24 protein-coding genes are annotated in these 22,746 nt (G+C 63.7%); 20 read left to right on the top strand and 4 right to left on the bottom strand.

What is annotated here, in order from left to right:
- The first annotated feature begins 64 nt into the window (after positions 1 to 64).
- A complete protein-coding gene (locus PspS04_RS02890) occupies positions 65 to 661 on the top strand; it encodes a MarC family protein (RefSeq protein WP_095171137.1) in 597 nt (198 codons plus the stop codon).
- Positions 662 to 918: 257 nt separating this feature from the next.
- Here PspS04_RS02890 and cobJ read toward each other — a convergent pair whose 3' ends face one another.
- Genes cobJ through cobG form a run of 4 tightly spaced genes read right to left on the bottom strand, consistent with a single transcriptional unit; the run spans position 919 to position 5,279 of the window.
- Complete coding sequence (gene cobJ, locus PspS04_RS02885) at positions 919 to 2,622, bottom strand: precorrin-3B C(17)-methyltransferase (protein ID WP_159993525.1); 1,704 nt, start codon at positions 2,620 to 2,622, stop codon at positions 919 to 921.
- Positions 2,622 to 3,353 carry a precorrin-2 C(20)-methyltransferase gene (locus tag PspS04_RS02880; RefSeq protein WP_095171163.1) on the bottom strand — a complete coding sequence of 244 codons (732 nt, stop codon included), beginning with the start codon at positions 3,351 to 3,353 and terminating at the stop codon, positions 2,622 to 2,624. The genes cobJ and PspS04_RS02880 overlap by 1 nt, the downstream gene beginning before the upstream one ends.
- Positions 3,353 to 3,979, bottom strand: a complete 627-nt coding sequence (locus PspS04_RS02875) for a precorrin-8X methylmutase (protein WP_095171133.1) — start codon at positions 3,977 to 3,979, stop codon at positions 3,353 to 3,355. Before PspS04_RS02875 ends, PspS04_RS02880 begins: the two co-directional genes overlap by 1 nt.
- The gene (gene cobG / locus PspS04_RS02870; protein ID WP_237234959.1) at positions 3,972 to 5,279 is read right to left on the bottom strand and encodes a precorrin-3B synthase; all 1,308 of its coding nucleotides are present in this window, start codon (positions 5,277 to 5,279) and stop codon (positions 3,972 to 3,974) included. The genes PspS04_RS02875 and cobG overlap by 8 nt, the downstream gene beginning before the upstream one ends.
- 133 nt (positions 5,280 to 5,412) lie before the next feature.
- On the opposite strand from cobG, the gene cbiE reads away from it, so the two are divergent.
- The 19 genes from cbiE to PspS04_RS02775 all read left to right on the top strand — a co-directional run bounded on the left by cbiE (position 5,413) and on the right by PspS04_RS02775 (position 22,741).
- Complete coding sequence (gene cbiE / locus PspS04_RS02865; RefSeq protein WP_159993521.1) at positions 5,413 to 6,624, top strand: precorrin-6y C5,15-methyltransferase (decarboxylating) subunit CbiE; 1,212 nt, start codon at positions 5,413 to 5,415, stop codon at positions 6,622 to 6,624.
- Positions 6,617 to 7,714, top strand: coding sequence for a cobalt-precorrin-5B (C(1))-methyltransferase (locus tag PspS04_RS02860; protein WP_159993519.1), 1,098 nt, complete (start codon positions 6,617 to 6,619; stop codon positions 7,712 to 7,714). Before cbiE ends, PspS04_RS02860 begins: the two co-directional genes overlap by 8 nt.
- Complete coding sequence (locus PspS04_RS02855) at positions 7,711 to 8,439, top strand: cobalt-precorrin-6A reductase (RefSeq protein WP_159993517.1); 729 nt, start codon at positions 7,711 to 7,713, stop codon at positions 8,437 to 8,439. The genes PspS04_RS02860 and PspS04_RS02855 overlap by 4 nt, the downstream gene beginning before the upstream one ends.
- 203 nt (positions 8,440 to 8,642) lie before the next feature.
- Positions 8,643 to 8,945 carry a type II toxin-antitoxin system RelE/ParE family toxin gene (locus PspS04_RS02850; RefSeq protein ID WP_159993515.1) on the top strand — a complete coding sequence of 101 codons (303 nt, stop codon included), beginning with the start codon at positions 8,643 to 8,645 and terminating at the stop codon, positions 8,943 to 8,945.
- Positions 8,946 to 8,948: 3 nt separating this feature from the next.
- A complete protein-coding gene (locus PspS04_RS02845) occupies positions 8,949 to 9,239 on the top strand; it encodes an addiction module antidote protein (protein ID WP_095171111.1) in 291 nt (96 codons plus the stop codon).
- A gap of 96 nt (positions 9,240 to 9,335) precedes the next feature.
- Entirely contained in the window at positions 9,336 to 9,737 is a 402-nt protein-coding gene (locus tag PspS04_RS02840) for a DUF2946 domain-containing protein (protein ID WP_095171109.1), read from the top strand.
- Between the two features lie 61 nt (positions 9,738 to 9,798).
- Entirely contained in the window at positions 9,799 to 10,278 is a 480-nt protein-coding gene (locus PspS04_RS02835; RefSeq protein WP_095171161.1) for a copper chaperone PCu(A)C, read from the top strand.
- 72 nt (positions 10,279 to 10,350) lie between these two features.
- Positions 10,351 to 10,752 (top strand): DUF2946 domain-containing protein, encoded by a 402-nt coding sequence (locus tag PspS04_RS02830; protein ID WP_257792316.1) that lies wholly within the window; start codon positions 10,351 to 10,353, stop codon positions 10,750 to 10,752.
- A 90-nt stretch (positions 10,753 to 10,842) separates the two neighbouring features.
- Positions 10,843 to 12,972 (top strand): TonB-dependent copper receptor, encoded by a 2,130-nt coding sequence (locus tag PspS04_RS02825; protein ID WP_159993513.1) that lies wholly within the window; start codon positions 10,843 to 10,845, stop codon positions 12,970 to 12,972.
- A 115-nt stretch (positions 12,973 to 13,087) separates the two neighbouring features.
- Positions 13,088 to 14,470, top strand: coding sequence for a PepSY-associated TM helix domain-containing protein (locus PspS04_RS02820; protein WP_159993511.1), 1,383 nt, complete (start codon positions 13,088 to 13,090; stop codon positions 14,468 to 14,470).
- Between the two features lie 326 nt (positions 14,471 to 14,796).
- Positions 14,797 to 15,111 carry a hypothetical protein gene (locus tag PspS04_RS02815; RefSeq protein WP_237234958.1) on the top strand — a complete coding sequence of 105 codons (315 nt, stop codon included), beginning with the start codon at positions 14,797 to 14,799 and terminating at the stop codon, positions 15,109 to 15,111.
- A 247-nt stretch (positions 15,112 to 15,358) separates the two neighbouring features.
- Positions 15,359 to 16,624, top strand: a complete 1,266-nt coding sequence (gene urtA, locus PspS04_RS02810) for an urea ABC transporter substrate-binding protein (protein ID WP_095171104.1) — start codon at positions 15,359 to 15,361, stop codon at positions 16,622 to 16,624.
- 132 nt (positions 16,625 to 16,756) lie between these two features.
- Positions 16,757 to 18,256 (top strand): urea ABC transporter permease subunit UrtB, encoded by a 1,500-nt coding sequence (gene urtB / locus PspS04_RS02805; protein ID WP_174244561.1) that lies wholly within the window; start codon positions 16,757 to 16,759, stop codon positions 18,254 to 18,256.
- The gene (gene urtC, locus PspS04_RS02800; RefSeq protein WP_159993507.1) at positions 18,256 to 19,335 is read left to right on the top strand and encodes an urea ABC transporter permease subunit UrtC; all 1,080 of its coding nucleotides are present in this window, start codon (positions 18,256 to 18,258) and stop codon (positions 19,333 to 19,335) included. Before urtB ends, urtC begins: the two co-directional genes overlap by 1 nt.
- Positions 19,332 to 20,192 (top strand): urea ABC transporter ATP-binding protein UrtD, encoded by an 861-nt coding sequence (gene urtD, locus PspS04_RS02795; RefSeq protein ID WP_159993505.1) that lies wholly within the window; start codon positions 19,332 to 19,334, stop codon positions 20,190 to 20,192. Before urtC ends, urtD begins: the two co-directional genes overlap by 4 nt.
- A 68-nt stretch (positions 20,193 to 20,260) precedes the next feature.
- On the top strand, positions 20,261 to 20,959 hold the full coding sequence (gene urtE, locus PspS04_RS02790) for an urea ABC transporter ATP-binding subunit UrtE (protein WP_159993503.1): 699 nt from the start codon (positions 20,261 to 20,263) through the stop codon (positions 20,957 to 20,959).
- A 30-nt stretch (positions 20,960 to 20,989) separates the two neighbouring features.
- Positions 20,990 to 21,829 carry an urease accessory protein UreD gene (locus PspS04_RS02785; protein ID WP_159993501.1) on the top strand — a complete coding sequence of 280 codons (840 nt, stop codon included), beginning with the start codon at positions 20,990 to 20,992 and terminating at the stop codon, positions 21,827 to 21,829.
- Positions 21,830 to 21,895: 66 nt separating this feature from the next.
- The gene (locus PspS04_RS02780; RefSeq protein ID WP_159993499.1) at positions 21,896 to 22,198 is read left to right on the top strand and encodes an urease subunit gamma; all 303 of its coding nucleotides are present in this window, start codon (positions 21,896 to 21,898) and stop codon (positions 22,196 to 22,198) included.
- Between the two features lie 9 nt (positions 22,199 to 22,207).
- Entirely contained in the window at positions 22,208 to 22,741 is a 534-nt protein-coding gene (locus PspS04_RS02775; protein WP_159993497.1) for a GNAT family N-acetyltransferase, read from the top strand.
- Positions 22,742 to 22,746: the final 5 nt, after the last annotated feature.

Genomic DNA, 22,746 nt, shown 5'->3' with positions numbered 1-22,746 from the left:
TCTCCCACAACCCATAGACCGACTGATAGACTCCCCCAACACTCTCCCGCCGCGAGCCAAAACCATGCTCCACGTGCTATTCAGCGTTTACCTGAAAATGTTGGTGCTCTATAGCCCGTTCTTCGTGCTGTCGTGCTTCATCAGCCTGACCCGCGGCTATTCCAACAAGGAGCGTCGGCGCCTGGCGTGGAAAGTCGCCCTCGCGACCCTGATTTCCAGCATTTTGCTGTACCTGTTCGGCCGGGTGATTTTCAACGTGTTCGGCATCACCGTAGACGCCTTTCGCATCGGCGCCGGCAGCGTACTGTTCATCTCGGCATTGGGCATGGCCCAAGGCAAATCCGCGGTGCAGACCGACAACGTGCAGCAGGATGTGACCATCGTCCCGCTGACCATCCCGCTGACCGTCGGTCCCGGCACCATCGGTGCCTTGCTGGTGATGGGCGTCGGCCAACCGCACTGGGACGATAAACTCACCGCGATCATGAGTATTGCCCTGGCCAGTCTCACTGTGGGCGTGGTGCTGTACCTTTCCAATCGCATCGAGCGGATTCTCGGTGACCAGGGTTTGCAGATCGTCAGCCGCCTGATGGGGCTGTTTGTCTGTGCACTGGCGGCGCAAATCATCTTTACCGGGGTCAAGGGTTACCTGGTGCCCTGAGGCCCGGCTCAAGCCCCACCATCAGCTCTGCCGGTGACAGCGAGACACGCTCGCCAGAAAACTCCATGGCCAGTTCCAGTCCATGCCTTGACGCCGCATCGAGCGCTTCGGCACCGCGAAACAGCAGACCGAGAGAATGACTTCAAGCTGTGATTTATTCAGCGTTATACGGCCACGGTTATCCGCCCCCAATACAAACTTCACAAATCCGTTAACAGGGGTAAAACAATAACGCCCCTAAGAAGGGGCGTTATTATTCAAGTGCCAGGCTTTTCACCATACCAACGTGGCGTATAGACCCACTCACCGCCGTCGCTACGTGGAAAAGTGCAGGTCGTGGACGAACCGACCAGCACCATGGTGCGCATGTCGACTTGATCAGGAGTCAGCGCACCGAGGGTGGTGATGCGCAGGGTCTGGCCGGGGCGGCCGATATCCCGGCCCAGGACTACCGGCGTTGCAGGTGCGCGATGCTGGGCGACAATCTCCAGCGCGCGCCCCAACTGCCAGGGGCGCGAGCGGGAAATCGGGTTGTAGAACGCCAGCGCCAGATCGGCCTCCGCTGCCAGGTCCAGGCGCTTCTCGATGATCGACCAGGGCTTCAGGTTGTCGGACAGCGACATCACGCAGAAGTCATGCCCCAGCGGTGCTCCGGCCTGGGCAGCGGTGGCCAGCGAAGCAGAGACCCCGGGCAGGATTTGCAGGTCGACGTTATGCCACGCCGGGTCATCCGACTCGTGCAACGCCTCAAGCACCGCCGCCGCCATGGCGAACACTCCCGGATCACCGGACGACACCACGATCACCGAACGCCCCTGGGCGGCCAGTTCAAAGGCGTGCCGGGCCCGTTGCATCTCTTCGCGGTTGTCGGTGCAGTGCTGCACCTGGTCCTGACGAAACGGTCCGGCCATGCGTACGTAGGTTTCATAGCCGAGCACATCGGTGGCTCGCGCCAGTTCGGCTTTCACCGCTGGCACCATCAGTTCGGCGGCGCCAGGGCCGAGGCCAATCACCGCCAGACGCCCACGGGGACGGCCGATCAGATTCACCTGCAGCGGCTGTTCGGCCACGGCAATCATCAGCTCCTGGGTGCTGGCGATCAGACGCCCCTCTGGCACGGCGCTGCGCGCCAGGGTTTCAAGGTCGATCGCCGAGGCGACAAATCGCAGCGGTACGGCCAACGCCAGCGCGGCTTCACGCAACACCGGGCAGGCCATCTGTGCCTGCGGCGCCACTAGGCAGGCCAGGGCCGGCAGCGCGAGTTGCGCCTCCTGCAAGGCCGCGCGAATCCGCTCTGGCAGATCCTCTGCGGCGCTGACCACGATCACCGCGATGCTGCGCGGATAGATCAACAACTCGTTGACTGTCGCCACACGCTCGGCACTGCCGACGTGGATCGAATGCTGGGCCTGCGGATCCTCCGGCAGTTGGGCTTGCGTCAGCCAGGGCGCGGCACCTTCGACGCGCACGGAGTGACCGGCCAGCAGATCGGAGACAAAACGTTTACCCGCCTCCAGATCACCCAACGCATAACCGCTGGGTGGATTGAGCAAGCAGGTGCCGAAGCGCAACTCACCGCTGGTGGTGATCGCTGGCGCCACCTCGAATGCCGCGGCAATCTCCCGGGCCATGCCATTCACCCCGCCGAGACCACCCAGCAGCGGCACTACTGCGCTGCCGTCTTCCGCCACCGCCAGCACCGGCGGCTCGACACCTTTCTCCAGCAGCAACGGTGCCAGGGTGCGGATCACGATACCGGCCGCACACAGGGCAATGATCGGCGTGCCCTGTTGATAGAGTTCGCGCAGGGTCGCGCCGAACTCCCGATACACCCGGTCTGCGCCGTCTACCCGCCCACCGAGACCGTGGATCAAGGCAGCGGGATACACCTGCTGCAGGCGACGCGCAGTGGCCAGGCTACCCTGGCCGAGAATGACAATGGCTGGCGTGGAATGGGTCATCAGCCTTGCCACCTTTCGCCAGGAACGATAATCAGCGAGAAGTACGGCGAGGACATCGGCTCGACCTGATCCAGCGGCACAATCTTCTGATTGGCCATGGTCGCCCGCTCGACATACAGCGCTCGCTCGGCCAGTCCCAGCTCCTCGAGCACTTGGCGCACTTTCGGGAAGTTACGGCCAAGCTTCATGATCACCGCCGCGTCCGCATCGGCCAGGCGGCGCTTGAGGTCTTCGTGGGGCAGCACGCCGGACAGCACCGACAGGCTCTGGTTGCGATACACCAACGGCGCGCCAAGCACCGAAGCGCCACCGAGCATCGAGCACACACCTGGCACCACTTCGGCTTCATAGCGCGTGGCCAGACGGTCGTGCAGGTACATGTAAGAGCCGTAGAAGAACGGATCGCCTTCGCAGATCACCGCCACGTCGCGGCCGGCGTCCAGGTGCGCGGCCACCGCCTGGGCAGCGCCGTCGTAGAAATCACTGATGATTTCTTCGTAGGACAGCGGCGCTGGCAACGCTTCGGTGGTCACCGGGTACACCAGCGGCAACAGGTTTTGCGCTTCTTGCAGGTGGGCTTCGATGATGCCGAAGGCATTGCCTTTCTTGCCCTTGGCCACGAAGTACGCCACCACGGGCGACTCGCGCAGCAGGCGCAGGGCCTTGACGGTAATCAGTTCCGGGTCACCGGGGCCCACGCCCAGGCCGATCAAGCGTCCAGGTTGCTGCATCATTCAATCTCCGTGGCGAGGGCATTGACCGCGGCGGCGGCCATGGCGCTACCGCCCAGCCGGCCTTGCATGATCACGAAGGGCACGCCTCGGCTGTCCGCCGCGAGCATGGCCTTGGATTCGGCGGCGCCGACAAACCCCACCGGGAAGCCGAGAATCAGCGCCGGCTTGGGTGCGCCGGCGTCGAGCATTTCCAGCAGGTAGAACAACGCGGTCGGGGCGTTGCCGATCACCACCACGCTGCCTTCCAGGTGCGGACGCCACAACTCCAGCGCCGCAGCGGAACGGGTGTTGCCCAGTTCGCGCGCCAACTCGGCCACGCTGTCGTCGCGCAGGGTACAGATCACTGGGTTGTTGGCTGGCAAGCGGGCCCGGGTCACGCCCTCGGAGACCATCCGCGCGTCACACAGAATCGGTGCACCGGCCGCCAGCGCATCACGCCCGGCCTTGCCCGCCCCGGCGGAAAACTGCAGGCCATCGATGGCCTCGACCATGCCGCAGGCGTGGATCACCCGCACCGCGAGTTTTTCCAGATCGGCCGGAATACGGTCCAGGTTCGCCTCGGCGCGAATGATCGCGAAGGAGTTGCGATAGATCTCCTGACCGTCGCGGATGTAATCAAGCATCAAGGGGGCTCCGTGGGCGGGCATCAAGCAGTGCACCCGCCGCTTCAATAGTGAGGTTACGTGCTTGCAGGGCGCCGAAACCGGCCTGCCCTGCATCGCGAAAATAGAGGTCGTAGTGACCGGGGCTGACCGCCAGCAAGGTCACGGGCGCCGTATGGGCGGCGGCGCAGGAACGCGGGCAACCGGATAAGTGCACCTGCACTGGCGCGCCAGCTGATTGGCGCAGTGCGGCCAGGCGCTGGCCGTCGCGCTTGGTGTCGGCCAGGCCCTTGGCACAACCGGTGGAACCGGTGCAGGCCAGCACGTGGGCCAGGGCCTGATCGGCGCTCAACAGGAACCCCAGCGCTTGCAACTGTTGGCTGAGGGCGGGCGCGTCCTGCTCGCGGATGTTGGGCAGCAACAGACTCTGCCAGGGTGTCAGGCGCAGACTGGCATCACCGTATTGCTCACACAGTAGCGCCGCGCCTTGGAGCATTTCCGAGGTCAGCCGTCCCAACGGCGGCACGGCCCCTACATGGACCAGGCCCGGCTGACGCTGTGGATAAGTACCCAGGTGCCGCCCCGACGGTGCCGGCGTGCGCTGCCAGGTATCGAGTCGCTGCAGCGGCAGCCGTTCACCGAGCAGCACCAGCAGCGAGTCCAAGGAACGTTCGGCCAACAAGTGGCGCATGCGAGTCTGCTCCGGCCGCGCCAGTGCGAGAAACAGCTCCAGCACCGCCACCACCAGGCAGTGGCCGTCGTCGAGCCGCACGGCACCCGCGGCGGTGTCCGTCGGGCATCCGGCCAGGCCAAAGGCCAACCAGGTCTCACCCTCGCGCTCGAACGCACTCAACCACAGGTCATGGGGGTGCTCGAGCATGGCCAGCGCCTCCCCGCCATCCAGTTGCACGGCGAACTTGGCGGACAGGTCATGCAGGCCCGGGTTGCTCTCCAGGGTCGCGAGGATCTGCGCCGCCAGCGCCCGGGTATCCAGCACCATGGCGCGGTCGATGCCGGCGGCCGGACTGAGCATCAGGTTGCGTACATCGTCACCCGCCGCCGAGCGCGGACCGAGTCCGGCCGCCAGCAGGCGCTCGATCAGCCGCGAGTGCTCGCCGGTAATGCCGCGAATCTGCAAATTGGCGCGGTTGGTCGCCTCGATCACCCCGCCGGCAAATTCCTCGGCAGCCGTGGCTACCGCAAGGGCCTGGGCGGCACTGATCGAGCCGCCGCTCAGCTTGATCCGGCAGATCCCGCCATCCAGCGCCTGGACGATACGCAGCAACCCCGGACAGGCCGAGGGGCGTAAGGCAGGATGCAACGGACGTTCGTTCAAGGGGGCGACCGACTCAAGAGGTAGAAGCACTTCGCGGGCGAAGGCGCGGTATTATGCCTGCTTTGTCCGACGGCATGAAAAGCCTGCCCGTCGGAACCTTCATGTTTGAGGAATATAGATGGCCCCCTGGCTGACAGTCGTAGGCATCGGAGAAGACGGCTTCAAGGGACTGGGCAAGCAGGCCCGGCGTGCATTGCTGGGGGCCGCACGGATTATCGGCGGCCAGCGCCAGCTCGATCTGCTGCCGGTGTGCATCCGTGGCGAGCGCCAACTGTGGCCAAGCCCGTTCTCCCTGGAGCCGCTCCTGGTGCAACGCGGCGCACCGGTCTGTGTGTTGGCCAGTGGTGACCCGATGTTTTTCGGCGTCGGCGCCAGCCTGGCGCGTCAGGTGCCCAGCGAAGAGATGCTGATCCTGCCCGCGCCGTCGTCCTGCTCCCTGGCAGCCGCCCGCCTCGGCTGGCCACTGCAAGAGGCGGTCTGCCTGTCGCTGGTGGCCCGGCCACTGGCCGCGCTCAACGGCCAATTGTTCAGTGGGGTACGCCTGTTGGTGCTGAGCAACGACCGACACAGCCCGGCTGCATTGGCCGCGCTGCTGCGTGAACGGGGCTTCGGCCCGAGCCGGATCAGCGTGCTGGAACACCTGGGCGGCGAGCAGGAGCGGCGGATCGACGGCCTTGCCAGCGAATGGGACGATCCCGCGGTCGCCGACCTCAATGTGCTGGCCATCGAGTGCATCGCCGAACCGACTGCTGCGCGCCTGTCGCGTCTGGCCGGCCTGCCGGACTCGGCCTTCGCCCACGACGGCCAATTGACCAAGCGCGACGTGCGGGCCGTGACCCTGGCCCACCTGGCGCCGATACCCGGCGAATTGTTGTGGGATGTCGGCGCAGGCTCAGGCTCGATCGGTATCGAATGGATGCGCGCCCACCCCAGTTGCCGCGCCTTTGCCATCGAGGCGGACCCAGGCCGCCAGCTACTGATCGAGCGCAACCGCGACACCCTCGGCGTCCCCGGCCTGCAGCTGATTCGCGGCAGCGCACCACAAGCGCTGGCCGGACTCGAACGCCCGGACGCGATATTCATTGGCGGCGGCGTGACTCGTGCCGGCGTGCTCGAAACGTGCTGGGCGCAACTCAAACCCGGCGGCCGACTGGTTGCCAACGCCGTCACCCTGCAAAGCGAAATGACCTTGCTGGCCTGGCGTGAGCGGCACGGCGGCGAACTGACCCGGCTGCACATCGCCCAGGCCCAGCCATTGGGCGAGTTCGACACCTGGCGCCAGGCGCTGCCGATTACCTTGCTGGATCTGGTCAAACCCCTCGATGCGTGACGAAACCGGCGAACAACCCGCCCCCCTGCGCAGCGGCCTGACCACCGGCAGTTGCGCCACCGCCACCAGCCTCGCGGCGGCGCGCTTGCTGCTGGGCGGCGGCAGCAGTGACGCGGTGCAGATCGTCCTGCCCAAGGGCAAGCAGGTGCAGATGCGCCTGGAGTTCTGCCGGCTCCTGGCTGACGGCGCCGAGGCTGGCACGATCAAGGATGCCGGCGACGACCCGGACGTGACCCACGGTGCCTTGCTCTACAGCCAGGTGCGCCTGACCGCCGAGCCCGGCATTCGCTTCAGTGCCGGGCTTGGCGTCGGCACCGTGACCCGCCCAGGCCTGGTGCTGGGCGTCGGCGAGCCGGCGATCAATCCGGTGCCGCGCAAGATGATCAGCGACCACCTCGGCGCCCTGGCCCTGGAGCTCGGTTATGCCGGCGGTTTTGCGGTGACGGTCAACGTCCAGGACGGTGAAGCCCTGGCGCTGAAGACCATGAACCCGCGCCTGGGCATTCTCGGTGGCCTGTCGATTCTCGGCACCAGCGGCATCGTCCGGCCGTTTTCCTGCGCGGCGTACATCGCCTCGATCCACCAGGGCATCGACGTCGCCAAGACCAACGGCTACCTGCACATCGCCGCCTGCACCGGCAACGCCAGCGAAGACACCATGCGCCGGGTCTACAACCTGCCGGAAATCGCCCTGATCGAAATGGGCGATTTTGTCGGTGCGGTGCTCAAGCACCTGCGCAAAGTGCCTGTGGATAAACTCAGCCTGTGTGGTGGCTTCGGCAAGATCAGCAAGCTCGCCGCCGGCCACATGGACCTGCACAGTCGACATTCGAGCATCGACCTTGGGCAACTGGCCGAATGGGCCGCTGCGGTGGGCGCCGACGCCGCACTGCAGCAGCAGATTCGCCAAGCCAACACCAGTCAGCAGGCCCTGGCGATGGCCAGCGCCGCCGGCATCGCCCTGGGTGACGCGGTGTGCCAGCACGCCCTGGCGTTCGCCCGCAGCGTGGTGCCGGCCCAGGTCCAGGTCGAAGTATTTGCCATCGACCGCCAGGGCGGCATTGTCGGTCAAGCGGGAGTCTTGCCATGAAACGGCTGTTGTTGCTCGGCGGTATCACCGAAGCCCTGGCGATCGCTCGCACGCTTGGCGCGCAGCACATCTACAGCCTGGCCGGTGTCGGCCGGGTACCCAGCGACCTGACGTGCCAGGTGCGCGTCGGCGGTTATGGCGGCGCCGAAGGCCTGGCCCGTTTCATCCAGGAACAAGGCATCGACCTGCTGCTCGACGCCACCCACCCCTACGCCGCACAGATCAGCCAGAACGCCGTCACTGCCGCGCGACTCAGCGCTATCCCATGCTGGGCGCTGCGCCGGCCAGCGTGGCAGGCGCAAGCCGGCGATGACTGGCGCGAAGTCAGCGACTGGGCCGAACTGAGTGCAGCCCTCAAGCCGTTCCAACGCCCGCTGTTCACCTTGGGCCGCGAGCCGCTACAACACCTGGACGAAATCCCGGCCGGGCAGTTCTGGACCTTGCGCGCGCTCGAGGTTTACCCCGGCAACCCGCGCTGCGAAGTGCTCGGAGCCCGCGGCCCATTCCACCTCGAAGACGAACGCGCGCTGTTCCAGCGTCGGCAGATCGACGTCCTGATCAGCAAGAACAGCGGCAGCAGCGCCACCGAACCAAAACTCGAAGTAGCCCGCGAGCGTGGGGTGCCGGTGCTGATTCTCAAGCGTCCAGTGTTGCCAGCGGCGGATCGGGAATTTGTCACTGTGGAGCAGGTATTGAAGGCACTGTCGTTGTCAGACGGTTCCTGACCACCAACGGCAAGCAAGAAAAAGCAGGCAAGACAACCAGAAAGCGCTGTCTGGTGTAACCCGACACGCCTGCTCTACATTGCGTCAACTCTTCGTAAACACCTCAATACTTCGAGCACACGACCCAAGATTACTCGGCACCAGCCGTTCGCCCTGGAGAAAGTGCTGCTTGCCAACCTGTATCCCAAGGAATACGATCAGCCATGATCGACTTCGAACAGTCAGACCTATTTTCCGACTGGCTTGGCTCAATCAAGGACACCATCGGCAAGGCTCGCCTGCTGGCGAGGCTTCGAGCTGCGGAACATGGCAACTTCGGTGATTGTGAACCTGTGGGTGAGGCTGTTTATGAAATGCGTGTCCATTACGGGCCTGGCTATCGAATGTACTTCACCCGCAAACATCGAGTGGTTTATCTGTTGTTGGCGGGAGGGGACAAGTCGACGCAAAAACGCGACATCCAGCGCGCGCAGTCGATGGCGCGAAACATCGGTAGCGAGGAGTAAGCCATGGCTGAACAATTTAGCCGTTTCGACGTCGCCCAATACCTCAAGACACCTGAGGAAATGGCGGCCTACCTGGACGCCTGCTTTGAAGAGGATGCAGGCGACGGTGTATTGATCCGTTGCGCGCTCAATGACATTGCGCGCGCCAAAGGCATGACACAGATCGCCCGCGACACCGGGTTGGGCCGTGAAAGCCTGTACAAGGCACTCGGCAGCACTGGCAATCCGGAATTCGCGACTATCATGAAGGTGATGAAGGCCCTGGGCCTCAAGCTTCACGCGACAGCTGCCTGATGACACTGCGACACCACACCGCACGACAGCTTTTTACTTATCCACCCCGATCAGGCTAAATACGCCGCCTGATCTCCCACTTCACCGGATCTGACCATGTCCCGACAACGGCTAGCAATTGCCTGGATCGCCTGCTTCGCAGTGCTGTTCAACATGCTCGCCATGCCGATGTCCAGCGCCATGGCCAAAGCGTCCGGCCAGTCGCCGACCGAGCAGTTGATGTGGGGCAGTTTCTGCTCGTCCAGTGGCACCCGCATGGTCGCCATCTCCCTGGGTAACCTTGAGCAGAAAACCCCGCCCGGCGAGCAACACTCCAACATGCAGCACTGCTGGTGCTGCTCGGGTTCAGCGCCCCTGGTGGCATTGCCCGGGCATACGCCGCAGCTGTACTTCGCCCGGTTCGAAGCCAATCGCAGCCTGCCGGCGCCGACCCTCGACTCGCCGACACCGCGCCAGCAATGGCCCAGTCTCAACCCCCGGGCCTCTCCCCTGGTCTGATTCGATTCGCAACTACCCTGCGTTTTAATCGTTTCGGAGAACTGCCATGTCAAAACCATCCCTGGTGAAGCACACGTTGCTGCTCGCCGCATTGCTGTTGCCTGCCTGCTTTGCCAATGCCCATGAATACAAGGCCGGTGAGCTGGACATCGCCCACCCCTGGTCACAAGAGCTGCCGCCCAATGCCCCGACCGTGGCGGCCTACTTTGTCATTCACAACAATGGCAAAACCGCTGACCGACTGCTCAGTGTGGACTCGCCTATCTCGGGCAAAGCCGAGTTGCACGAACACCTGATGCAAAAAGACCTGATGAAAATGCAGCAGGTGCCCAGCGTCGAGATTCCCGCCGGCGGCACCATCACGTTCGCGCCAATGGCCTACCACGTGATGCTCATGGAGCTTAAGGACCGCAGCCTGCTGAGCGACGGCAAGCGCTTCCCGTTGACCCTGCATTTCGAGAAGGCCGGCAACCTCACCGTGGACGTCGCGGTGCAGAAACAACCGCCCGCTGGCACCGACACGCACCAGCACGCCCAGTAACCGGCAGCACCACCGCCCGTGAACGCGCAGCGCTCACCCGGCCGCAGGCGCACAACTCCACGCAAGACCAGCTTGACGGTCGCGCGTGGCAGTTGGGTCAGTCTGTTTGCCATGCTGTTGATCTTTATCGGCCCACTGATTTCTCAGTCGATGCCGATGGATCAGCGCGCCCCAATGTCCATGAACATGTCGATGGACATGAGCATGGACATGGCGCCCGGAGCCCATGCCGAGCATGAGGCCCAAGCGCCTGCCGAACACTGCGCGCCCCAGGCCGATCACCATGCAATCTGGGAAAAGTGCGGCTACTGCAACCTGCTCTTCAATTGCCCGGCACTGCCAGGCAGCCTGGCCCTGGCGACTTTCGACCCGCCTCTGGCGCAAGGTTTCATCACCTCATCACCTCGCCTGGGTCATGCCCGGCTGACCGTCTTCCCCGGCGCCCGCACCCGCGCCCCACCCATCAATGCGTAAACACCCACATCCCCACTGACACGGCCAACTGTTGAACTCGACAGCCACAGGCTGCTGGCCGTGTGTTTACGACTGATTGATGGAACTGTTATGTCCAGGTTTTCTGCTGCCCCACGCCTGAGCGCTGCCCAGGCAACTTTCGCCCCTAATACCTTGCGCGTTCGCCTCAAACAAGCCACCGCGCTGCTGTGCGGCGCCCTGCTCACGCCATTGGCCGGCGCCGCCGAGACGGCCGTTGATCACAGCCAGCACGCCGAAGAGCTGAGCCCCACCGTGATTACGGGCATTGCCCCCAGCTCGCCCCTGACCATCGTCACCAACCCCAAGGACCCGCGCCAACCGGTGCCGGCCAGCGACGGTGGCGATTACTTGAAGACCATTCCCGGCTTCGCCCTGGTGCGCAACGGAGGCACCAATGGCGACCCGGTGCTGCGCGGCATGTTCGGCTCGCGGCTGAACATCCTCACCAACGGCAGCATGCTGCTGGGCGCCTGCCCTGGCCGCATGGACGCACCCACCTCGTACATCTCCCCGGAAACCTACGACACGCTCACGGTGATCAAGGGCCCACAAACCGTGCTCTGGGGCCCCGGCGCCTCGGCTGGCACGATCCTCTTCGATCGCGAACCGGAAAGTTTCGGCGAACTCGGCAGCCGGGTGAATGCCAGCGTGCTGGGCGGCTCCAACGGGCGCTTCGACAAAGTGCTGGATGCCGCTGCGGGTGGCCCACAGGGCTACGTACGGGTGATCGGCAACACTGCCCACTCCGATGACTATAAGGACGGCAACAACGACAGCGTGCCGTCGCGCTATGACAAGTGGAACGGCGACGTCGCCGTCGGCTGGACCCCGAACACCGACACCTTGCTGGAGTTGACCGCTGGCAAGGGCGACGGTGAAGCGCGTTATGCCGGACGCGGCATGGACGGCTCGCAGTTCAAGCGCGAAAGCCTGGGCCTGCGTTTCGTGCAGTCGGACCTCAGCGAAGTGCTGGAAAAACTCGAGGCCCAGGTCTACTACAACTACGCCGACCACGTGATGGACAACTACACCCTGCGCACGCCCTCCGGCACCGGGATGATGGCCGGCCCCATGGCCTCCAACGTCGACCGCCGGACCCTCGGTGCGCGGGTCAAGGCCACCTGGCGCTGGGCCGACCTGCAACTGGTCAGCGGTGTCGACGCACAGACCAACGAACACCGCCAGCGCAGCGCCATGGGCATCGACACCTACAAGGACGTGCCACGCAACAAGGATGCGGACTTCCACAATTACGGCCTGTTCGGTGAACTGACCTGGTACGCCGCCGACCGCAATCGCCTGATCACTGGCGCACGCCTGGACCGTGCCTCGGCCAAGGATTTTCGCCAGAGCATCGGCTCCGGAATGATGAGCAAGCCCAACCCGACGGCCGACGACACCCGCGCCGATACCTTGCCCAGCGGCTTCGTGCGCTACGAACACGACCTGGCGGACAGCCCGACCACCCTGTACGCAGGCCTGGGCCACGCTGAGCGTTTCCCGGATTACTGGGAGCTGTTTTCGCCCAAGTCCGGTCCCGCGGGGTCGCTCAACGCCTTCGACTCGATCCAGCCGGAGAAAACCACCCAGCTCGACGTCGGCCTGCAATACAAGACCCAGGACCTCGAAGCCTGGGCCTCGGCCTACATCGGCCAAGTGCACGACTACATCCTGTTCGACTACACCCCCACGCCCATGGGCACCAGCTCGCGGGCCGAGAACATCAACGCCCGCATCATGGGTGGTGAACTGGGTGCAGCCTACAACCTGACATCCCACTGGAAAGCCGACGCCACCCTGGCCTACGCCTGGGGCAAAGACACCACCCACGACACCGCCCTGCCGCAAATGCCGCCGCTGGACGCGCGTTTCGGCCTGACCTACAGCGAAGACAACTGGAGCGCCGGTGCCTTGTGGCGGGTAGTCGCCGCGCAAAACCGCATCGACCAGAACAAAGGCAACGTGGTGGGCAAGGACTACGACAAGAGCCCCGGCTTCGCGGTGTTCTCCCTCAATGGCGCCTACCGCATCGACCAGCACTGGAAGGTCAGCAGCGGCATCGACAACCTGTTCGGCAAGGACTACGCCGAGCATTTGAACCTGGCCGGCAACGCCGGGTTCGGCTACCCGGCCAGTGATCCACAAGCGATCAATGAACCGGGGCGCACGTTCTGGACCAAAGTGGACATGAGTTTCTAAAACGCTTCGCAAGGACGCCATGCCTGTAGCAACTGGCGCTGCCCGCGCCAGTTGCTGCAGAACCAGCAGCCACACAACACCTATAAAAGATTCATAGCCGAGCGGAGTGCTATTGATGAGCCAACCCAAAGTGTCCTTCTACAACCTGGCCTGGCGCTGGCATTTTTATGCCGGGCTGTTCGTCGCCCCTTTCATGGTGATGCTGGCACTGACCGGCACCATTTACCTGTTCAAGCCACAACTCGATCCCCTGATGTACGGCAACCTGCTGAATGTCCCGGCCGGCCATCACACCCTCAGTGCCGATGACCTGCTACGCAGGGTGCAAACGGCGTATCCACAGGGCCAGGTCACCCAGTACCTGCCAGCGATCAATGCCGAGCGCAGCGCGCAATTTGTGCTGCACAACCAGGGCAACGAACTCAACGTATTCGTCGACCCCTATCACGGCGACATCCTCGGCGAGCAGGATGCCAAGTACAACCTGCAAGCCATCGCCCGCGCGATTCACGGCGAACTGATGATCGGCACCCTCGGCGATCGCCTGATCGAGATGGCGGCCGGCTGGGGCATCGTGCTGGTGGTGTCCGGGGTCTACCTCTGGTGGCCTCGTGGCAAGGGCGGCGCCGGCATTCTCTGGCCTCGCCTGAACAGTCGTGGTCGGGTGCTGTGGCGTGACCTGCACGCCGTCACCGGCTTCTGGGGGGCGGCATTGCTGCTGGTCATGCTGCTCAGCGGTATGACCTGGACCGGTTTCTGGGGCAAATCCTACGCCGAACTCTGGAACCAGTTCCCGGCCGCCATGTGGGACAACGTCCCCAAGTCCGACGAGCAAGCGCGCAGCCTCAACACCGCGGCCCGCCAGACCGTGCCCTGGGCCATGGAAAATACGCCGATGCCGATGTCCGGCGACCACGCCGAACACATGGCCCACAACGGCGCCAGCAGCGCGCCGGCAGCACCGGGCATCAGCCTGCAGGCGGTGCAGGACATCGCCGAGCAAGGCCGGGTCGAGCCGGGCTACAGCATCACCTTGCCTACCAGCGCCAGCGGTGTGTTCACCATCGCCGTGTTCGCCGACGACCCGCGCAACGACGCCACCCTGCACGTCGATCAGTACAGCGGCAAGGTCCTGGCCGATGTGCGCTGGGAACACTATGGCAACGTCGCCCGCGCCACGGAAATGGGGGTAATGCTGCACGAAGGCAAGATGTTCGGCGTGCTCAACCAGCTCATCGTGCTGCTGATCTGCCTGATGATCCTGCTCAGCGCCGTCAGTGGCGTGGTGATCTGGTGGAAGCGCCGGCCCCAGGGCAAAGTCGGGGTACCACCGTTGCGCCATGGCCTGCCGACCTGGAAAACCGGGGTGCTGATCATGCTGGTGCTGGCCGTGCTGTTCCCGCTGGTGGGTGCTTCGCTGGTGGTGATGTGGGTGCTGGACCGTTTCCTGCTAGCGCGCGTGAGCCGGCAGACTGCAGCGGCCTCCTCTTCTTCCTGAACATCGCCAGGGACGGAGCAACGGTATTTCAAGGGTGCTTGAAATACCGTTGAACAACTTGAAAAGTCTTGTCTTGGGTTGGTTTTGAGCCGCCGCCTAATCCTCGGCATACTCCCGCTGCCGCAACTTAAGCACCCACTAACCAGACAACATTAGTTGCGGGAAACTTCCTACTTTTCAATCCGTACAATTCCTACAAAGAATTGAAAGAGGTCAACTTGATAAAGAAGATCCTAGCCTCCCTCGCCTTCGTTTCACTGCCCGCACTGGCAGCCCAGCCGCCGTTCACCGGCACTGACTATTCGGGAAAATATCAATGTACTGGCATGGACAGTCATATAGGGGAGTACAAAGGCACCGTCGATATGCAGCTCAACCCCGAGCAAAGTACCGGTCCGTATGGTGCCTACAGTTTCACCCTGACCCTGGCCGACAACTCCTTCTACAACGGCTTCGCCGCCGCGCACAGGAAGTCGCTGGCGATCTACTTTGCCCACACTGACCCGGCCCTGAAAGATTACGGCGTGGGAATCGCGCAAGTTAAAACGGCCGCCGATGGCCGCGTATCTTTCAGCAAGTATTACTACGGCCCGGAGTATGAAGGCGGTGGCAACGGCATGGAGACGTGCATCAAGCAGTAAACCCCCTCGATAAGCTGACGGGAGCCCCCACCTGGGGTCCCGGCACCGCCACCCATGCGCCAAGCTGGCGCATGCCCCTGCACCAACGCCCGCCGATTGTCCCTTCCTGGTGCATTGCCAGCCAACGCCAGCGCTCTAGCACGACATTTACCTGCCTTTCTCCGACTGGGCACAGCCCTTGCTAATGAGCCTTCAGTAGTTCGCATCTGCCAACCAAGAAAACTCATGAGTTCATGGAGATCGCACAATGAAGCGTCGCAGCTTGATCAAGGCTTTCACACTTTCGGCAAGCATTGCCGCGATGGGCATGACCTGGACAGTCCAGGCCGCCGAGACCATCAAGGTTGGCATCCTGCATTCCCTGTCCGGGACCATGGCGATCTCTGAAACCTCGCTCAAAGACATGGCGTTGATGACCATCGACGAAATCAACGCCAAGGGCGGCGTCAATGGCAAGCTGCTGGAGCCGGTGGTCGTCGACCCAGCGTCGAACTGGCCACTATTCGCCGAAAAGGGCCGGCAACTGCTGACCCAGGACAAGGTGGCCGTGGTATTCGGTTGCTGGACCTCGGTGTCGCGTAAGTCGGTATTGCCAGTGTTCGAAGAGCTCAATGGCCTGCTGTTCTATCCGGTGCAATACGAAGGCGAGGAGATGTCGCCGAACGTGTTCTACACCGGTGCCGCGCCGAACCAACAGGCGATCCCCGCCGTGGAATACCTGATGAGCGAAGAAGGCGGCAGCGCCAAGCGCTACTTCCTGCTGGGCACCGACTACGTCTATCCGCGCACCACCAACAAAATCCTGCGCTCGTTCCTGCACGCCAAAGGCGTGGCCGACAAGGACATCGAAGAGGTCTACACGCCGTTCGGCCACAGCGATTACCAGACCATCGTCGCCAACATCAAGAAGTTCTCGGCCGGCGGCAAGACCGCCGTCATCTCCACGGTCAACGGCGACTCCAACGTGCCGTTCTACAAGGAGCTCGCCAACCAGGGCTTGAAGGCCACCGACGTGCCCGTCGTCGCATTCTCGGTAGGCGAGGAAGAACTGCGCGGCATCGACACCAAGCCATTGGTGGGCAACCTCGCGGCGTGGAACTACTTCGAGTCGGTGGAGAACCCGGTCAACCAGAAGTTCGTCGCAGACTGGAAGGCCTACGCCAAGAAACACAACCTGCCGGGCGCCGACAAGGCCGTCACCAACGACCCGATGGAAGCCACGTACGTCGGCATCCACATGTGGGCGCAAGCCGCCGAGAAAGCCAAGTCCACCGATGTCGACAAGGTCCGTGAAGCCCTGGCCGGCCAGACCTTCGCTGCACCGTCGGGCTACACCCTGACCATGGACAAGACCAACCACCACCTGCACAAGCCGGTGATGATCGGCGAGATCCAGGCCGACGGTCAGTTCAACGTGGTCTGGCAGACCGAAGGACCGATCCGCGCCGAGCCCTGGAGCCCGTTCATTGCCGGCAACGACAAGAAGCCGGATTACGCGGTCAAGAGCAACTGAGCGGACCAATAGAATCCTGTGGGAGCGGGTGCCCGCTTGCGGCTTGCTCACGATGGCAGTGTGTCTGATGCACCGCTATCGCGAGCAAGCTCGGCTCCTACAGGGGTAGTCGCTGCTATTCAGGACATCACCATGTCGCTTTTTCGCCTGTTCCTTACACTCGCAGCGCTACTGCTGCCTCTGGCCAGCCACGCCGGCGATGCCGAAGACTTCGTCGCCGCCAATCCGGCGCAGCAAGCCCGGCTGCTCGAAGCCTGGGCCGCGCAGCCCGATCCGGCGCGCGTCGAATTGATCGATGCCTTGCAGCAAGGCGTAGTGACCGTCGACGGCCAAGCCAAGACCCTGCGCCTGAACAATCGCCTGCGGGGTCTGATCGACACCGCCGTGGCCAGCCAGCAACTGCTCGCCGTCGATCCCCGGGTGCGACTCGGTGCGGCGCAACAACTGCAGAAAAGCGCCAAGCCGGCGCAATTGAAATTCCTCGGCCAGCAACTGGCTGGCGAAGCGGATGAACCGGTGCACGCGGCCCTGAGCCTGGCCCTGGCCAACCTGCAACTGGTCGACAGTGACCCGGCCGTGCGCCTGGCCGCAGTGCGCCTGCTCGGTGAAACCGGCGACCCACTGGCCCGCACCCGCCTGGAAAGCCTGCTCCAACCTGGAGTCGAGGCCGATGCCGCGGTCCTCACCGCAGCGCAAACCAGTCTCGGCCAGGTCAAGCGCAAACTGCTGGTGGGCGAGTTGCTCGGCCAGGCATTCAGCGGCATGTCGCTGGGCTCGATCCTGCTGCTGGCGGCCTTGGGACTGGCGATCACCTTCGGCCTGCTGGGGGTGATCAACATGGCCCACGGCGAAATGCTGATGCTCGGCGCCTACTCCACCTACATGGTGCAAATGCTGCTCCAGCGCTTCGCCCCCAACGCCATCGAGTTCTATCCGCTACTGGCCTTGCCGGTGGCGTTTTTTGTCACCGCCGGCATCGGCATGGCACTCGAGCGTACGGTGATCCGCCACCTTTACGGCCGCCCGCTGGAGACCCTGCTCGCCACCTGGGGCATCAGCCTGATGCTGATTCAACTGGTCCGGCTGCTGTTCGGCGCGCAGAACGTCGAGGTCGCCAACCCGGGCTGGCTTTCGGGCGGAATCCAGGTCCTGCCCAACCTGGTGCTGCCGTACAACCGTATCGTGATCATCGCCTTTGCGCTGTTTGTGGTGGTGCTCACCTGGCTGCTGCTGAACAAGACCCGCCTGGGTTTGAACGTGCGCGCCGTCACCCAGAATCGCAACATGGCCGCCTGCTGCGGCGTGCCCACCGGGCGCGTGGACATGCTCGCCTTTGGCCTCGGCTCCGGGATCGCCGGGCTCGGCGGCGTCGCGCTGAGCCAGATCGGCAACGTCGGCCCGGACCTCGGCCAGAGCTACATCATCGACTCCTTCCTGGTGGTGGTGCTCGGTGGCGTCGGCCAACTGGCCGGGAGCGTCTTCGCCGCCTTTGGCCTGGGGATCGCCAACAAGATCCTCGAGCCGCAGATCGGTGCGGTGCTGGGCAAGATCCTGATCCTCGCGCTGATCATCCTGTTCATCCAGAAACGCCCGCAAGGCCTCTTCGCACTCAAAGGACGGGTAATCGACTGATGAACCAGCCCCTGCTCATTACCGCCACCCGCAAGGCCGGGCCCAAGGTGACGATTGCCGTCGGTACGCTACTGGTGTTGTCGCTACTGGCGCTACCGCTGTTGTCGCTGCTGCCCGCCGACAACGCCCTGCATGTCTCGGCCTACACCCTGACCCTGGTCGGCAAGATCCTCTGCTACGCCATCGTCGCCCTCGCCCTGGACCTGGTCTGGGGTTACGCCGGCCTGCTGTCCCTGGGCCACGGCCTGTTCTTCGCCCTCGGTGGCTACGCCATGGGCATGTACCTGATGCGCCAGGCCTCGGGGGACGGCTTGCCGGCGTTCATGACCTTCCTCTCCTGGACTGAGCTGCCGTGGTTCTGGACCGGCACCAGCAGCTTTCTCTGGACCCTGTGCCTGGTGGTGCTGGCCCCCGGCTTGCTGGCGCTGGTGTTCGGCTTCTTCGCCTTTCGCTCGCGGATCAAGGGCGTGTATTTCTCGATCATGACCCAGGCCCTGACCTTCGCCGGCATGCTCCTGTTTTTCCGCAACGAGACCGGATTTGGCGGCAACAACGGCTTCACCAACTTTCGCACCATCCTCGGCTTCGGCATCACCGAACCTGGCACCCGCGCGGTGCTGTTCAGTGCCACCGTACTGCTGCTGGTGGCCAGCCTGTTCATCGGCTGGCGGCTGGCGCAAAGCAAGTTCGGCCGAGTGCTGACCGCCCTGCGCGACGCGGAAAACCGGCTGATGTTCTGCGGCTACGACCCACGCGGGTTCAAGCTGTTTGTCTGGGTCTTGAGCGCGGTGCTCTGCGGTCTGGCCGGTGCGCTCTACGTGCCCCAGGTGGGCATCATCAACCCCAGCGAAATGTCCCCGACCAACTCCATCGAAGCCGCCGTCTGGGTCGCCCTGGGCGGACGCGGCACGCTAATCGGCCCGCTGCTGGGCGCCGGCGTGGTCAACGGCATGAAGAGCTGGTTCACCGTGGCCTTTCCCGAATACTGGCTGTTCTTCCTCGGTGCGCTGTTCATCATCGTCACCCTGTACCTGCCCAAGGGCGTGATCGGCCTGCTGAGAAAAAGAGGTGAACAATGAGAGTCACTGCGACCGCCGAATTCATGCTCGAACCGATCCTGGAACCGAACAAGGATGCCGGCAGCAGCCGCGATGCCATCGGCCTCGGGCAGCGCGCCGGAAAAGGCCTGAACACCCGCCACGGCACCCTCCTCACCCTGGAGGACATCAGCGTCAGCTTCGATGGTTTCAAGGCGTTGAACAGTCTCAACCTGTACATCGGCGTCGGTGAACTGCGCTGCATCATCGGTCCCAACGGGGCTGGCAAGACCACCCTGATGGATGTGATCACCGGCAAGACCCGCCCCAGCCACGGCAAGGCCTGGTTCGGCGAGACCCTGGACCTGACCCGCATGAGCGAAGTGCAGATCGCCCAGGCCGGGATCGGCCGCAAGTTCCAGAAACCCACGGTGTTCGAAGCCCTGAGCGTGTTCGAGAACCTGGAGCTGGCGCAAAAGACCGACAAGTCGGTATGGGCCAGTTTGCGCGCCCGACTCAATGGCGAGCAGCGCGACCGGATCAGTGAGGTGCTGGACACCATTCGCCTGACCGCCTCGGTCAATCGCCCCGCCGGCCTGTTGTCCCACGGGCAAAAACAATTCCTGGAAATCGGCATGCTGCTGATGCAAGACCCGCAATTGCTGTTGCTCGATGAACCGGTAGCGGGCATGACCGACGCCGAGACCGAGTTCACCGCCGAGCTGTTCAAGCGCCTGGCCGGTAAACATTCATTGATGGTGGTGGAGCACGACATGGGCTTCGTCGGTTCGATCGCCGACCACGTCACCGTATTGCACCAGGGCAGCGTGCTGGCCGAGGGGTCACTGGCGCAGGTGCAGGACAACGAGCGGGTGATCGAGGTTTATCTCGGGCGCTGAACGCAGGTGTGGATTGCTCTCTGTAGGAGCGAGCGCCCGCTCCACAGGGAATTGAGGAGAATTTGAACATGCTGCAAGTCGATAAATTGCACCAGTACTACGGCGGTAGCCACATCCTGCGCGGCCTCAGCTTCGAGGTGAAGGTTGGCGAAGTCACCTGCCTGCTCGGGCGCAACGGCGTGGGCAAGACCACCCTGCTCAAATGCCTGATGGGCCTGCTGCCGGCCAAGGAGGGCGCGGTGAACTGGGAGGGCAAGACCATCAGTGGGCTCAAGCCGCACCAGCGGGTTCATGCTGGTATCGCCTATGTTCCCCAGGGCCGGGAAATCTTCCCCCGGCTGAGCGTCGAAGAAAACCTGTTGATGGGGCTGTCGCGTTTCCCCGGCGCCGAAGCCCGGGAAGTACCGGGCTTCATCTACGAGCTGTTCCCGGTGCTGCTGCAAATGAAGCTACGCCGTGGCGGTGACCTCTCCGGTGGCCAGCAGCAACAGTTGGCCATCGGCCGTGCGCTGGCCAGCCGGCCACGCCTGCTGATCCTCGATGAACCCACCGAAGGCATCCAGCCCTCGGTGATCAAGGAGATCGGCGCGGTGATCAAGCAGCTTGCGGCACGCGGTGACATGGCGATCCTGCTGGTGGAACAGTTCTACGACTTCGCTGCCGAGCTGGCCGATCAGTACCTGGTGATGTCGCGAGGCGAGATCGTCCAGCAAGGTCGCGGCGAAAACATGGAAGCCGAGGGTGTACGCGGCCTGGTAACGATCTAGTCTTTAGCGTCCTGACGATAATCAGAAAATATGACTGCCACTGCCCAACACAACGCATTCACACCCAGCTGGCATGCCGAGCTTGAGCTCGGCTACGCCCGTTTCGGCGCCAGCACGCGGCCGACCCTGCGCCGCCATCAGGGTCCGCTGCGGGTGCAAAAACACCTGTACGCCGAAGGCCCCGAAGTGTGCCAGCACATCATCGTCCACCCACCCGGAGGGATTGCCGGTGGCGATCGCCTGGAGGTCCGCGCGAGCGTCGGACCCAACGCCTGGGCGCAGTTGACCAGCCCCGGCGCCGCCAAGTGGTATCGCGCCGCCAGCCCCGCCTATCAGCAGCTCGACTTGCAGGTTGCCACCGGTGCCACACTGGAATGGCTGCCCCAGGAAACCATCGTCTTCAGCGCCGCCCAGGCCGAGCTCAAGACCTCGATCGAACTGCAGGGCGATGCGCGATTGTTCTATTGGGACGTGGTGGCACTGGGTCGCCCGGCCAGCGGCGAACGCTTCGAGCATGGGCACTTTCAAGCGCAACTGGAGATCCGCCGCGACGGCCAGTTGCTCTGGCACGAACGCCAGCGCATTGTCGGCGCTGACGGTTTGCTCGACTCGCCGATTGGCCTGGACGGCCAGCCGGTATTTGCCACCTTGCTGGTGACGGGCGAGATCGACAGCGAACTGCTGCAGGCCTGTCGCTCATTGCCCAACCCGGTACGCGGGGATTTGACCCAACTTCCCGGGCTGCTGGTTGCCCGCTGCCTGGCCAGTGAAACCTTGCTGGCGCGGGGTTGGCTGATTGATTTATGGACACTGCTGCGCCCGGCCCTGCTCGGCCGCGAGGCGCTGGCGCCGCGAATATGGAATACCTGAACACCGACAACGGGTTCGGGTCGACCTTACGAATGCTCTTTTTTTCTGCCCAGATGGATTTCCACGATGGACCTGACCCCACGCGAAAAAGACAAGCTGCTGATCTTCACTGCCGGCCTGGTGGCCGAGCGGCGGTTGGCCCGCGGCGTCAAACTCAATTACCCGGAGGCCATGGCGTATATCAGCGCAGCGCTGCTCGAAGGCGCGCGGGACGGCCAGAGCGTCGCCGAGCTGATGCACTTGGGCACCACCCTGCTGCAGCGCGAACAGGTGATGCCCGGCATCCCGGAAATGATCCCGCAGATCCAGGTCGAAGCCACCTTTCCCGATGGCACCAAACTGGTCACCGTCCATCAACCTATCGCCTGAGGTCGCGCCATGCCGTATCACATCCGCGATGCCGTGCCCGCCGACCTGCCGGCGATTCGCGACATCTACAACGACGCTGTGCTCAACACCACCGCGATCTGGAACGAACAGGCGGTCGACCTGGCCAATCGCCAAGCCTGGTTCAGCGCCCGCCACGCCCAAGGCTACCCGATCCTGGTGATCGCCGCTGCCGACGAGCAGGTGCTCGGCTACGCCTCTTTCGGTGACTGGCGGCCCTTCGATGGGTTTCGCCACACCGTGGAACACTCGGTGTACGTGCGCAACGACCAACGCGGCAACGGCCTCGGTCCGCGCCTGATGGAAGCACTGGTGGTGCGCGCCAGGGACGCTGGCAAACACGTGATGGTGGCGGCCATCGAGAGCGGCAACGCGGCGTCGATCCGTCTGCATGAGCGGGCCGGCTTCATCACCACCGGACAGATGCCGCAGGTGGGCACCAAGTTCGGTCGCTGGCTCGACCTGACGTTCATGCAATTGACCCTCAACCCAGGCTCGGAGCCACCCCAGGCCCACAAGGAGTAAGCCAC

The sequence above is a fragment of the Pseudomonas sp. S04 genome (assembly GCF_009834545.1).
Taxonomy (GTDB): Bacteria; Pseudomonadota; Gammaproteobacteria; order Pseudomonadales; family Pseudomonadaceae; genus Aquipseudomonas.
This window is presented reverse-complemented; position numbering and strand designations above follow the sequence as displayed.